This window comes from Hydrogenophaga sp., assembly GCF_018780385.1.
GTDB lineage: Bacteria > Pseudomonadota > Gammaproteobacteria > Burkholderiales > Burkholderiaceae_C > Hydrogenophaga.
In genome coordinates this window covers 52,113-64,795 of the sequence record NZ_JADMJO010000041.1, presented here as the reverse complement: position 1 = coordinate 64,795, position 12,683 = coordinate 52,113, and the positions used below count along the sequence as shown (strand labels likewise).

13 protein-coding genes are annotated in these 12,683 nt (G+C 65.9%); 6 read left to right on the top strand and 7 right to left on the bottom strand.

Annotated elements, in window-relative coordinates:
• Nucleotides 1-4: 4 nt before the first annotated feature.
• The 6 genes from IV113_RS15025 to IV113_RS15000 all read left to right on the top strand — a co-directional run bounded on the left by IV113_RS15025 (nucleotide 5) and on the right by IV113_RS15000 (nucleotide 5,744).
• Nucleotides 5-805 (top strand): quinoprotein dehydrogenase-associated SoxYZ-like carrier, encoded by an 801-nt coding sequence (locus IV113_RS15025; protein WP_291086554.1) that lies wholly within the window; start codon nucleotides 5-7, stop codon nucleotides 803-805.
• The gene (locus IV113_RS15020) at nucleotides 802-1,767 is read left to right on the top strand and encodes a quinoprotein relay system zinc metallohydrolase 1 (protein ID WP_291086552.1); all 966 of its coding nucleotides are present in this window, start codon (nucleotides 802-804) and stop codon (nucleotides 1,765-1,767) included. Before IV113_RS15025 ends, IV113_RS15020 begins: the two co-directional genes overlap by 4 nt.
• Nucleotides 1,768-2,078: 311 nt before the next feature.
• The gene (locus tag IV113_RS15015) at nucleotides 2,079-3,782 is read left to right on the top strand and encodes a PQQ-dependent methanol/ethanol family dehydrogenase (RefSeq protein ID WP_291086684.1); all 1,704 of its coding nucleotides are present in this window, start codon (nucleotides 2,079-2,081) and stop codon (nucleotides 3,780-3,782) included.
• 85 nt (nucleotides 3,783-3,867) lie between these two features.
• Nucleotides 3,868-4,188, top strand: coding sequence for a c-type cytochrome (locus IV113_RS15010; protein WP_291086550.1), 321 nt, complete (start codon nucleotides 3,868-3,870; stop codon nucleotides 4,186-4,188).
• 31 nt (nucleotides 4,189-4,219) lie between these two features.
• Nucleotides 4,220-5,059, top strand: a complete 840-nt coding sequence (locus tag IV113_RS15005) for a tetratricopeptide repeat protein (RefSeq protein WP_291086548.1) — start codon at nucleotides 4,220-4,222, stop codon at nucleotides 5,057-5,059.
• A 130-nt stretch (nucleotides 5,060-5,189) separates the two neighbouring features.
• Complete coding sequence (locus tag IV113_RS15000; protein ID WP_291086546.1) at nucleotides 5,190-5,744, top strand: hypothetical protein; 555 nt, start codon at nucleotides 5,190-5,192, stop codon at nucleotides 5,742-5,744.
• An 82-nt stretch (nucleotides 5,745-5,826) separates the two neighbouring features.
• Here the strand turns inward: IV113_RS15000 and IV113_RS14995 are convergent, their stop codons facing one another.
• From IV113_RS14995 to pqqA, 7 genes are all read right to left on the bottom strand, one after another.
• Entirely contained in the window at nucleotides 5,827-7,413 is a 1,587-nt protein-coding gene (locus tag IV113_RS14995) for a methyl-accepting chemotaxis protein (RefSeq protein WP_291086544.1), read from the bottom strand.
• 140 nt (nucleotides 7,414-7,553) lie between these two features.
• Nucleotides 7,554-9,260 carry a hypothetical protein gene (locus tag IV113_RS14990; protein WP_291086542.1) on the bottom strand — a complete coding sequence of 569 codons (1,707 nt, stop codon included), beginning with the start codon at nucleotides 9,258-9,260 and terminating at the stop codon, nucleotides 7,554-7,556.
• Nucleotides 9,261-9,392: 132 nt separating this feature from the next.
• A complete protein-coding gene (gene pqqE / locus IV113_RS14985) occupies nucleotides 9,393-10,517 on the bottom strand; it encodes a pyrroloquinoline quinone biosynthesis protein PqqE (RefSeq protein ID WP_291086682.1) in 1,125 nt (374 codons plus the stop codon).
• A gap of 28 nt (nucleotides 10,518-10,545) precedes the next feature.
• Nucleotides 10,546-10,803: a pyrroloquinoline quinone biosynthesis peptide chaperone PqqD gene (gene pqqD, locus IV113_RS14980; RefSeq protein ID WP_291086540.1), complete on the bottom strand. Its 258-nt coding sequence runs from the start codon at nucleotides 10,801-10,803 to the stop codon at nucleotides 10,546-10,548.
• The gene (gene pqqC / locus IV113_RS14975) at nucleotides 10,800-11,531 is read right to left on the bottom strand and encodes a pyrroloquinoline-quinone synthase PqqC (RefSeq protein ID WP_291086537.1); all 732 of its coding nucleotides are present in this window, start codon (nucleotides 11,529-11,531) and stop codon (nucleotides 10,800-10,802) included. The genes pqqD and pqqC overlap by 4 nt, the downstream gene beginning before the upstream one ends.
• Before the next feature lie 13 nt (nucleotides 11,532-11,544).
• Nucleotides 11,545-12,462 carry a pyrroloquinoline quinone biosynthesis protein PqqB gene (gene pqqB, locus IV113_RS14970; RefSeq protein WP_291086535.1) on the bottom strand — a complete coding sequence of 306 codons (918 nt, stop codon included), beginning with the start codon at nucleotides 12,460-12,462 and terminating at the stop codon, nucleotides 11,545-11,547.
• A 73-nt stretch (nucleotides 12,463-12,535) separates the two neighbouring features.
• Nucleotides 12,536-12,610 carry a pyrroloquinoline quinone precursor peptide PqqA gene (gene pqqA, locus IV113_RS14965; RefSeq protein WP_068167214.1) on the bottom strand — a complete coding sequence of 25 codons (75 nt, stop codon included), beginning with the start codon at nucleotides 12,608-12,610 and terminating at the stop codon, nucleotides 12,536-12,538.
• Nucleotides 12,611-12,683 lie beyond the last annotated feature (73 nt).

Sequence of the window (12,683 nt, the reverse complement as noted above, 5' to 3'; positions counted from 1 at the left end):
TTTCATGACACCTGTCGACATGCAGCGTCGCTTGTTCGTGGGCGCTGCCCTGGGCGGGGCCAGTGCGCCGCTGTGGGCCGCCGTGGACCACACCGGCGGCGATCCGCTGGGCTCCATGCAGTGGCCCGGCCTGCGCAAGCAGTACCTGGGCGACGCACCCATGCGCTTTTCCACCGCGGTGGTGGTGAACGGTCCGGCCTTTGCCGACGACGCCATGAACGTGCCGCTGCTGGTGGACGCGCGAGGCCTCGGCACCACCGGTGGTGGCGTGAAGCGCATCCAGGTGGTGGTGGACCGCAACCCGGTCCGCGAGGTGCTCACGTTCGAGCCGCTCAAGGCCTTGCCGATGCTGGCGTTTCGCATCCGCATGGAGCAGGCTTCACCGGTTCGTGCGCTGGTGCAGACGCGCGATGGTGCCTGGCACGTGGGCAGCACCTGGGTGCAGGCGGCCGGTGGTGGCTGCACGGTGCCAGGCGCCACGCGCGCCGACGGTTCGTGGAGCCGCACGCTCAACCAGGTGCAGGCGCGTTTCTTCAACAACGTGCTCGAAGGCAGCCGCCGACTGCGCGTGCGCGTGATGCACCCCATGGACACCGGGCTGGTTGCCGGCATCCCGGCCTTCTACGTCGAGCAGTTGCAGCTGGTGGACGGCGCGGGTGTGCCGTGGTGGCGCCTGGCGCTGCACGAGCCGGTGTCGGAAAACCCGCTCATCACGGTCGAGCTGCCACCGCAGACCGCTGGCGGCTTCCGGCTCGTGGGACGCGACAACAACGGCAACCGCATCGACGCCGAGGTGAGCGCTTGAGGCGGTTGTGGCTTTGGCTGGCCGCGGCGTGGGCCAGCGCCGCGATGGCGCAGCCCGTGCCCGACATGGCCCGTCTCGACTACGACCTGCGCCCGCGTCAGATCGCCGAGGGCACCTGGGTCATTGAAGGCGCGGTGGATGACTTCTCGCGCGCCAACGGTTGCAACATCATCAACACCGCGTTCATCGTCACCGGGGCGGGCGTGGTGGTGGTCAACACCGGACCCTCACGCCTGTACGGCGAGCAGCAGCGCCGGGCCATCGAACGCGTCACGCGCGAGCCGGTGGCGCGCGTGCTCAGCCTCAACCTGCACCCCGATTACTTCTTCGGCAACCAGGCCTGGGCCGACCGGCCCACGCAGGCGCTGCAGGGCAGCATCAACGGCATGCAGGCCGAGGGCCGCGCCTACGCCGACAACCTCTACCGCCTGTGTGGCGACTGGATGAAGGGCTCCGAGTCCACCCCCTCGCGCGAGCCCATCGAGGCCCGCGTGTTTCAACTCGGCCGCCACAAGCTGGAGCTGCGCCGCCTGAGCGGGCACACCAGCGACGATCTCGTGCTGATCGACCACACCACCGGCGTTCTGTTTGCCGGTGGTCTGGTGTTTGCCCAGCGCGTGCCCACCACGCCGCACGCCAACTTTGAAGCGTGGCAGGCCAGTCTGGTGAAGCTCTCGCAGTGGATCGCCGACGACCGCATCAGGCAGGTGGTGCCCAGCCACGGCCCGGTGCACAGCGGCCTGGGCGGTGTGGACCAGACGCGCGACTGGTTGCGCTGGCTCACCACGCACCTGCGCGAGAGCGCCGAGCGAGGGTTGGACCTGAGCGAAGTGCTGCGCCTGCCGGTGCCCCCACGATTCCTGGCCTGGGCCGCACAGCCTGCCGAGTTGCACCGCACCATCACGCAGTGGTATCCGCGCTACGAGCAGCAGGTGCTCAGCGGCCCCGCGGCCCGGCGCTGAACACCGACTGTTGCAGGCTTGCCGGCCTGTGATTCATTTTTGAACACTGTCACCGCGACGTGACAACCGCCACCGGCGGCATGGCGCAGTTGCACCGCCTTTCGTTGCATCAGGTGCTCGAAAACCCTTGGAAAAACCGCTGCATGAGACGCCGCGAACGTTGGCACAGATGTTGCCATTCAAGTCCCGTGCAGCCCACGACTGACCTGTCGCGCAGGGCATCACAAGCGGCCGGGCATGTTGCACGGCAGCAGCCATCCAACCCACGAACGAGCAGGAGACACACTGTGAAACGCACCCTACTGAGCCTCATGATCATGGCCGCCACGGCCCACGCAGGCGCCCAGGGCGTCACCGACGCCATGATCGCCGACGACGCCAGGTCGCCCGAGAACGTGTTGAGCTGGGGACTCGGTACCCAGGGTCAGCGCCACTCGGACCTCAACGGCATCACCGCCCGCAACATCAACAAGCTGGTGCCGGTGTGGTCCATGTCGTTCGGTGGTGAGAAGCAGCGCGGCCAGCAGTCGCAGCCACTGGTCAACAAGGGCAAGATGTTCGTGACGGCGTCGTACTCGCGCATCTACGCGGTGGACACCAAGACCGGCCAGAAGCTCTGGAAATACGAGCACCGCCTGCCCGAAGGCATCATGCCCTGCTGCGACGTGATCAACCGGGGCGCCGCGCTCTACGACAACCTGGTGATCTTCGGCACGCTCGATGCGCAGCTGGTGGCCCTGGACCAGGACACCGGCAAGGTGGTGTGGCGCGAGAAGATCGACGACTACGCCGCCGGCTACAGCTACACGGCCGCACCGCTGATTGCGCAGGGCCTGCTCATGACCGGTGTCTCCGGCGGTGAGTTCGGCGTGGTCGGCCGCGTGGAAGCGCGCGACCCGCGCACCGGCAAGATGGTCTGGTCGCGTCCCGTGGTCGAAGGCCACATGGGCTACAAGGACGGCAAGGAAAACGGCGTCAGCGGCACGACCAACGCGAGCTGGCCTGGTGAGACGTGGAAGACCGGTGGTTCGGCCCCCTGGCTGGGCGGCACCTACGACGAAAAGACCGGCCTGGCCTACTTCGGCACCGGCAACCCCGGCCCGTGGAACAGCCACGTGCGCAAGGGCGACAACCTGTACTCGGCCTCCACCGTGGCGATCGATCCCAAGACCGGCAAGATCGTGTGGCACTACCAGAACACCCCGAACGACGGTTGGGACTACGACGGTGTGAACGAGTTCGTCACCTTCGACATGGACGGCAAGCGCATGGGCGCCAAGGCGGACCGCAACGGCTTCTTCTATGTGAACGACGCCACCACCGGCAAGCTGGTCAACGCCTTCCCGTTCGTGAAGAAGGTGACCTGGGCGACCAGCATCGATCTGAAGACCGGCCGCCCCAACTTTGACGACGCCAACCGCCCTGGCGACCCGACCGCTGCCGCTGCCAGCGGCGACGGCGGCAAAGGCAAGTCGGTGTTCTCCGCGCCCGGCTTCCTGGGTGGCAAGAACCAGATGCCCATGGCCTACAGCCCGCGCACCGGTCTGTTCTACGTGCCCACCAACGAATGGGGCATGGAGATCTGGAACGAGCCGATCACCTACAAGAAGGGCGCTGCCTTCCTGGGTGCGGGCTTCACCATCAAGCCGCTGTTCGAAGACCACATCGGCTCACTGCGCGCGATCGATCCCAAGACCGGCAAGGTGGCCTGGGAAGTCAAGAACAACGCGCCGCTGTGGGGTGGTGTGCTGACCGCAGGCGACCTGGTGTTCTGGGGCACGCCCGAGGGTTACCTCAAGGCCGCCGATGCCAAGACCGGCAAGGTCGTGTGGCAGTTCCAGACCGGCTCCGGCGTGGTGGCTCCTCCCATCACCTGGACCGAAGGTGGCGAGCAGTACGTGAGCGTGGTCTCCGGCTGGGGTGGTGCCGTGCCGCTGTGGGGTGGTGAGGTGGCCAAGAAGGTCAACTTCCTCGAACAGGGCGGCTCCGTCTGGACCTTCAAGCTCGCGAAGTGATCCCCCGAGGTGCTGGCCAGGTGCGGTGCACGCGCCGGGCCGGCACCTTTTTCTTTGTGCCTTTCCCTTTTCAGGTGGACCAGCCATGCGCTCGACCTTCTTCATCGCGACCTTGATCACCAGCGCCAGCGCGTTTGCACAAGCCGACCTGGCCGGCGCCCCCGATCTGGCCAAGGCCAGCGGTTGTTACTCCTGCCATGCCAATGGCGAAAAAGTGGTGGGCCCGGCCTTTGCCGCCATCGCCGACAAATACGCGACCGAGAAAGACGCGGCTGCGTCGCTCGCGCAATCGATTCAAAACGGCTCCAAGGGCAAGTGGGGCCGCATTCCCATGCCCGCACACCCGAGCCTGAGCACCGCCGACCTCAAGACCCTGTCGACCTGGGTGCTGACCGTCAAGCCTTGACGGTGCTCACCGAGCTGCGCATGGAATCCCCGTGACCCCGACTGGAGACATCGACATGATCCACCCGCGCACTCTTCTCGGCGCGGCGTTGGTGGTGCTCACCAGCACTTCACAGGCGCAGGACAGCCACCGTGGCGACTGGTTGCGCAACCCCGCCATGGGCAACTACAAGGCCTACGCCGAGTTCAAGATGGCCCACTACGCCGAGGCGCGCGAGGTGTGGGAGACGCTGGCCGAGGTGGGCAACGGCGATGCGCTGTTCAACCTCGGCATCCTGGCCGAAGACGGCCTGGGCGAGCCGAAGAACATGAAGAAGGCCGAGACGCTCTACACCAGCTCCGCGCATGCCGGCAACTTCAAGGCCCAGTACCGACTGGGCATGCTCTACAGCGCGGGCACCTTGCTGCCGCGCGACGTAGAAAGGGCGCGCATCTTCCTCACGCTGGCCGCGCAGGGCGGTGACAAGGACGCCACCGCCACGCTGGTCGCACTGGGCCAGCCCACTGCCAGCCTCACGCCCTACCAGCGTGCCGAGTTCCTGAGCGCCACCGGCGAGCACACGCAGGCCGCCGCGCTCTACCGCCAGCTCGCCGAGGGCGGCGACCGCCGCGCGCAGACGCGACTGGCCTGGATGTATGAAGCTGGTCGCGGTGTGGAGCGCGACCTGGCGGAAGCAGCACGCCGCTTCGAGAGTGCGGCCGTGGACGGCGAAGCGGAAGCGCAGTACGCGCTGGCCGTGATGTACCGCACCGGCAAGGGCCGCGAACACGATGTGGCGCAAAGCCTGGTGTGGTTGCGCAAGGCGGCTGGGCAGAGCTATCCGCCCGCGTTGGCGGCTCTGGGGTCGAGCGAGAGCGCTGGTGTGAAGTGATCAGTGTGCGCTGGCACACGCACGGTTGACGTCTGGTAGCTCAAAGCTACCGCTGGTAACCATTGAGTGTGCTCCCAGGTACATGGCTGCCCTAGCATGGGCCGTGACACAACAACCCCAGGAGCCTTCCATGAAATTCACCCATCCACGCTTGCTCAAGACCGGCTTGTGCGTCGCGTTGTTCGCGGCCACCGGAGCATTCGCTCAGACGACCGTTGGCGTGACGGTGACCACCACCACGCCGACCACCACGACCGCGGCCGCGCCAAAGCAGGACTTTGCGACCAACATCGCCAAGGCCGACCTCGCCAAGCAAGGCATCACCAACCCCACCAACGCGCAGCTGGGCATGGCAACCAGCAACGTGCAGGGTCTGCGCGACAGCGGCATGGGCTGGGGCGCGATCGCCAATTCGCTGGGCTTGCGCCTGGGCGATGTGGTGAGTGACGCCAACAAGGCAAAGAACGCGGATGAAGCCCGCGCTGTTGCGTCAGCGAAGTCGCAGAAGACCACCAAGTCTTCCACCGCTGACAAGAGCCGTTCGACGGTTGCGTCGGCTTCCGTCGGTACCGGCTTGTCCCTGGGCGCTCAGGGCAGCGACGGCGCTGGGAAGGGCGGTGGCAAAGGTGGAGGCAACGGCGGCGGTGGTGGCAATGGGGGTGGAAACGGTGGTGGCAAGCGCTGACCCACCCGCTGCACCATTTCCCCAATGCAATCAGCCGCCCTCGGGCGGCTGATGCGTTTGTGGGCTGGCCGCGCCGTCTGCGTCAGTGCCCGCGCCGGGTCGTTTTATCGATCGCCAACCCCTGGTTGCCAGAGAGACGGAACACCGCCACTGCCTGCACCAGGTCGGTTGCCTGGGTGCGCAAGCTGCTGGCCGCAGCGGCCATTTCTTCGACCAGCGCGGCGTTCTGCTGCGTGGCCTGGTCCATCTGGGTCACGGCATCGCCGATCTGGCCCACACCATTGCTCTGCTCTTTGCTGGCTGAGCTGATCTCACCCATGATGTCGGTGACGCGCTTCACGCTGTCCACCACCTCGTTCATGGTGGCACCGGCCTTGTCCACCAGTGCTGTGCCGCTCCCCACGCGCTCCACGCTGTCGTTGATGAGCTGCTTGATTTCTTTGGCGGCAGCCGCGCTGCGTTGCGCCAGGTTGCGCACCTCACCGGCCACCACCGCAAAGCCTCTGCCCTGTTCACCGGCGCGCGCGGCTTCCACCGCGGCGTTGAGCGCCAGGATGTTGGTCTGGAACGCGATGCCGTCAATCACGCTGATGATGTCGCTGATCTTGCGACTGCTTTCGTTGATGCCCTTCATCGTGTCCACCACCTGGCTCATCACCTGACCGCCTTCGACCGCGACCTTGGACGCGCTCTGCGCCAACTGGTTGGCCTGCATGGCGTTGTCGGCGTTCTGGCGCACGGTGGAGGAGAGCTCCTCCATCGACGCGGCGGTTTCTTCCAGTGCGCTGGCCTGGCTCTCGGTGCGTGAGCTCAGGTCCTGGTTGCCCTGGGCGATCTGTTCGCTGGCACTGGACACCGATTCGGAGCCGTTGCGCACGCGACCCACCACCTGCACCAGGCCGGTCTGCATGTCGGCCAACGCCTGCATCAGCACGCCGGTTTCGTCTGTGGATTTCACCTCGACCACGCGGGTCAAGTCGCCGGCGGCCACGGCGCGGGCGAGTTCAATGGCGCTGTTGATGGGGCCAGTGATGGATCGGATGATCCACACGGCCACCATCGTCGCGACGGCAGCGGCGAGCAGCACGGCGGTCACGATCATGATGATCAGGCTCTTGACCGTGTCTTGAGCCGCCTGGCTGGCGGCCTGCGCTCCCTGAGTCTCGGAGGCCACGGCGTCGTCGATGTTCTTGAAATACGCGAGCTGGGTCGGCAGGACCGTGCCGAACAGGAAAGCAACGGCCGGTTCCCGATCACCGGCGTCGATCATGGCAATGAACTTGTCCGCCGCCTCGCGGAACGGCTTGCGGCTTTCTTGCAACTTGATCTGAAATTCACGGCCTTTGTCCGAGGTGATCAGGGCATCCACCTTGGTCGCGCTGTCATTGATTCTGCTGCGAGATTCGGCCATGGCCTTCTTTTCCTGCGCCACTTTGGCAGGGTCGGTGAACAGGGCGATGTTGCGGATGGCGCGGGCTTGAAAGTTGCCTTCATCGCGCAGGATTTCCATCCCTGCAATGATCGTCATGCGCCGCTCGGTAATGTCCACCAGGTCATGTTCTACCGACATCGTTCGCACGACGCTGAGCGCGCCGATCACCAACAACATCGCCACCAGAAGGGTGAATGCGCCGATCAGACGCGTTGATATCTTGAGGTTCTTGAACATGCTGGTCCTAGGGTGGGCCAGACCCGAAATGGATGCAGCTTGTTTGGTATATCGACGGCGTCTGCGGTTAGTTAAGACTTCGCTGCCGACCGCCAAGCCCCCAGCAGCGCTGCATCTCAACGGCCTTTCGATCGGTTGCCCTAGACCACGTAGGCCAGTGCCACCAGGTGCTCACCCGGACCGCCGGCCAGGGCCTTGGTCACGCGCACCTTCAGCTCGGGCAGGCTCATGCGCTCGCGCCCGCTCCAGCAGGTGTTGTCCTGTGCCAGCACCACCGACTGCTCAGGGTGCCCCGGCGTCTGGAAGACCAGCAAGGTGCAGGCGTATTGCCGCAGCGCGAGGTCCACGTCGGCGGCCTTGGGTGCGAGGATCACGCGCGATTTTTCGTGCGGCGCCAGCGTCTTGAAAAGATCGTCGAGCAGCGCGACCGGCCACATCACCCACACCTCTTCCCGGCGCAAGGCCAGGTCGCGTCGCGTGAGGTCGATGAGGCGGTCGATCGGCTGTTTGATCACGCCACTGGCCAGCCAGGCCGCCTCTTGTGCGTGATGGGCCATCAACTGCCGTTCGATCAGCGGCTGCAAGGTGTCGTGCCAGTGGGTGCCGATCAACCCGGGCACGTCCACACTGGCATCGATGCACTGGATCGCGCCGAGCAACAGCGGTACCTGCCAGTCGCCGCTGGAAAGCCGCACGGGGCCGCTGGAGGTCTGCAGATCGTGCAGCGGCGCGGGGCGCGCCTGGCGCAAGGTCTGGATCACCGCAGCCGGCGTGGGGCCTGTGGGGTCGTTCGGCAACTGCACATGCGGCATGTCCAGGCGCATGTGGGACCAGCGCCGCGTCCTGTGCGAAAGCATCGCCGCCACGAACGGCCCGTTGTTGGCTGTCACGTCCATCATTCCGATGAAGAAGGTCTGGAACATGCTGTTGTCGCGCGGGTAGTTCGCGCGGCAGGCCAGTTCGATCATGTTGGCGTCGCCCGGGGACACGAAGGCGCCGCGGGTGGTGTCGCCGAGATCGTGCCAGCCCACCAGCGCGGGATCGGGGTGCGAGCGCACCAGCAGGCCCTGGTTGAAGACCATCACCGAGATCGCGCCCGACTGCACGTGGGCGAGGTAGTCGCAGCGTTCGGCGTGCGGCACCAGAGCCAGGCTGCAGGCCTGTGCCACCACCGAGTTCGCCACCATCTGGCAGGCGCGTTGGGGGGTCATTTCGCGCAACTGGTGCTCGGCGTCGCCCGCGGCATGCCAGGTGCCGTCCCAGAGCATCACCTCCAGTTGGCCGAACATCTGCAGGGCCACCATCGAGGCGTCTCCCGGGTTGCCCACCGGCTGGGGGGTCCAATGGCCGCTCTTGAGCTGCGCCACGAAGGCCTGAAATTCGTCGGCGCTCTGCAGCGCCTTGTAGGCGTTGACAGCCCTGAGGGCGACCGGCCCCACGTACACCACAGCCTCGCACGGGTGCCAGCCCAGAAGCGCCCCGGACGGGGACCACCCTGAGTAGGGTTGCGCGTCCGCGGCATTGCGGGGTAATGCCGGGCTGCCCGGCCGCGATGCACTTGGCGAATGTGAGGGGGAAGTGCTGGAGCTGTCCGTGCTGAACCCGCCTTCGGAGCGGCTGTCGGTGCCTTCGTTGTCGCTCCACGAGGACTCGTTGCCGGAGCCGTAGCCGGTGGGGGAATGTGCGGGCGAGTCGGACATCAAGCGATGCAGTGTCGATGGCGACATGCAGCCCCAGCCCGGCTGGTCCATGTCGAGGATGAGCACGCCTTCCTGAAACACCATCAGCACGCTGTGGTGTCGCCGGGCCATGCCGAGGTAGTGAAAATGTTCTGCGCCGTCGATCATGAAAACTCCTTGGATTCGTTTGAAAGGGGTTTTCAATTTAGGAGCGATGCGCTCGCCGTGGCGCATGCATGCGGCGCCGCGCCCAGGCCATGTGTGGCCGTCGAGCCACGAAGGGCACGAATGCCCAGGCGCTCAGGCCTGCGGGTGCAGCAAGCGCGACTCGACGTCGCTGCGGAACACGATGGGAATGTGGCGCTGCGCGGGTGCCTGTTTCACCAGTTGCACCACCTTGTCGTGGTGCGGTGATTTGCCGCACACCGGGTCGGCCTGGGTGGCGTCGCCGGTGATCAGGAAGGCCTGGCAGTGGCAACCGCCAAAGTCCTTGTGGCGCTCGTCGCAGGTGCGGCAGGGCGGCTTCATCCAGTCTTCGCCGCGGAAGGCGTTGAAGGCCTGGCTCTTCTGCCAGATGTCGGCCAGGGCCATGTCGCGCACGTTGGGCAGCTTCAGGCCCGGCAGGTCGCGCGCGTTGTGGCAGGGCATGGCCACGCCGTCGGGCGCGACCGAGAGGAAGACCGAGCCCCAGCCGTTCATGCAGGCCTTGGGGCGCTGTTCGAAATAGTCGGGCACCACGAAAAGAATCTTGCAGCGCCGGTCGATGGTCTCGCGGTAGCGCTCGACCACCGCCTCGGCCTCGATGAGCGCTTCGTGCGTGGGCATGAGGTGGTCGCGGTTGACCCAGGCCCAGCCGTAGTACTGCGTGTTGGCGAGTTCGAGGTATTCGGCATCGAGCGCGAGCGCCATCTCGATGATCTCGCCCACGTGCGGCAGGTTGTGCCGGTGCAGCACGCAGTTCATCACCATCGGCCAGTCGTGTGCCTTGATGAGGCGCGCCACCTTCTGCTTGAGCTCGAAGGTCCTGGTGTGGCTCAAGAAGTCGTTGAGTTCGCGCGTGCTGTCCTGGAACGAGAGCTGAACATGGTCCAGCCCTGCATCTTTCAAACGCTGCGCACGCGCCTCGGTCAGGCCCACGCCGGAGGTGATGAGGTTGGTGTAGTAGCCGAGCGCGTGCGCTTCCTGCACCAGTTCTTCCAAGTCGTCGCGCACCAGCGGTTCGCCACCCGAGAAGCCGAGCTGCGCGGCACCGAGCTTGCGCGCCTGGCGCATCACGTCGACCCACTGCGCTGTTGTCAGCTCGTCCTTGATGCGCGCGTGCTGCGTGGGGTTGTAGCAAAACCCGCAGTGCAGCGGGCACTGGTAGGTGAGCTCGGCCAGCAGCCACAACGGCGGGCCGGCCGGATGTGTTTTCGCCGCGAGCAGCGAGAGCGCTTCGGAGACCGGCGCGAACTCAGTCGATCCAGCCACGGCGGCCTCCTTCTTCGAGCAGCGATTCCACCTGGGGACCAATGCCTTGAATGGAGAAGGTGGTCTCCAGCTCGCTCACGATATCGGCCACGCTGCGCCCACCATCGCAGCGCTTGAGGATCTCGGCCGCGCTGTCATTGAGCTGCACCATGCCCTCCGGATACAGCAGCACCCAGCGCGTCTGCGCTTCCTCGTACTGCAGGCGGAAGCGGCGCGAGAGCTTGGGATGAGATGGGTTCATTGACAGGCTTTCTCGATGGCATCCAGCATGGTCCAGAGGATGTCCAGTTTGAACTGCAGGATGTCAAGCGCACGGTGCTGGGCGGCGCGGGTGGAGAAGTGGTCCAGCGTGACCTGCAGGCCGTGCTCCACGTCGCGCCCGGCCAGCGGAATGCGCTTGCGGAAATAGCCCAGGCCCTCGGCGTCGATCCAGGGGTAGTGCGTGGGCCAGCTGGCCAGGCGGTCCTTGTGGATCTGCGGGGCGAACATCTCGGTGAGTGAGGAGCACACGGCTTCCTGCCAGGGTGCCTTGGCCGCGAAGTTCACATACGCATCGCAGGCAAAGCGCACGGCCGGGGCCACTCCCTGCAGCGAAAGCAGCTTGTCGCGTTCGATGCCCACCGCCTCGCCCAGCCGGATCCAGGCCTCCAGGCCACCGCTGGCCGAACCCTCGTAGTCGCCGTAGCCGTCGTGGTCGAGGATGCGCTCCACCCACAGACGGCGGTGCGCGCGCTCCGGCATGTTGGCCAGGATGGCGGCGTCCTTGCGCGGGATGCAGAGTTGGTAATAGAAGCGGTTGGCCACCCAGCAGCGCAGCTCGTCGGGTGTGCAGCCGCCGGCGTTCATGCGCACGTTGAACGGGTGGTGGATGTGGTACGAGCGGCCCTTGTCTCGCAGCTGTGCTTCAAACTCCTCGCGTGTCCAGGCGGGGAGGCCTGCGAGGGGCCGTGGGGTGGTGGCAATGTCCATGGTGGTGGGTGTGTCAGAACACGATGTCCATGCCGTCGTGCGCCACCTCGATCCCGTGGCGGGTGAGCTCGGCGCGTTCGGCGGAATCCTCGATCAGCATCGGGTTCGTGTTGTTGATGTGGATGAGGATCTTGCGGATGGAGCGCGGCAGCTGGTCCAGCTGTTCGATCATTCCGCCCGGGCCGCTTTGGGGCAGGTGGCCCATCTCGGCGGCCTTCTTCTTCGAGAGGCCGAGCGTGATCATTTCGTCTTCGGTCCAGAAGGTGCCGTCCACCAGCAGCACCGAACAACTCGCCATGAGGGCGAGCAGCTCGGGTGTCACGGCGCCCAGGCCGGGTGCGTAGAACACGCGCGCGCCGGTGGCCGGGTTCTGGATCACCACGCCGATGTTGTCACCGGCGCGCGGGTTGCCGCGAAAGGGTGAATACGGTGGCGGCCTGGAGGCAATGGCCACGGTCTGCAACTGGATGCCGGGCAGGCCGTCCACCGTGATGGTGCGGCCATCCGACGGCAGCGCGGTGGTGGCTACGCCGCAGTAGTGCGAGAGGATGCCGGTGATGGGGAAGCCGCTGGAGATGTCGGACAGCACCTCGGGCGTGGCCAGCAGCGGCAGCTTCGAGCCACGCTCGCGCAGCATGATGAGACCGGTCACGTGGTCGATCTGCGCGTCCATGAGCAGCACCGCGGCAATGCCGCTGTCGCGCACGGCGCGGGCCGGCTGCAGATCGGGTGTGTCGCGGATCTGCGTGAGGATGTCGGGTGAGGCATTGACCAGCAGCCAGTCCAGGCCGTTGTCCGTGACGGCGATGGACGATTGCGTGCGCGCGGTGGCCTGGATGCGGCCCTGGCGAAAGCCGTCGCAGTTGGGGCAGTTGCAGTTCCACTGCGGGAAGCCGCCACCGGCCGATGAACCCAGAACACGGATGCGCATGTCAGGACACCTGAAAGACCAACAAAAAGGCGCACGCGTTGTTCACCCGTGCGCCCCGAACCAAGCGACGCAGTCAGCGGTTGGCGATGTACATCGTGATTTCAAAGCCGAAACGAAGGTCGGTGAAGGCGGGGGTCGTCCATTGCATAGCAGGTCTCCAATAATGGGTTGGCACGAAACATGTCTGCAAGCTCGCCAGCACCATTGCCACAAGCCGCCCC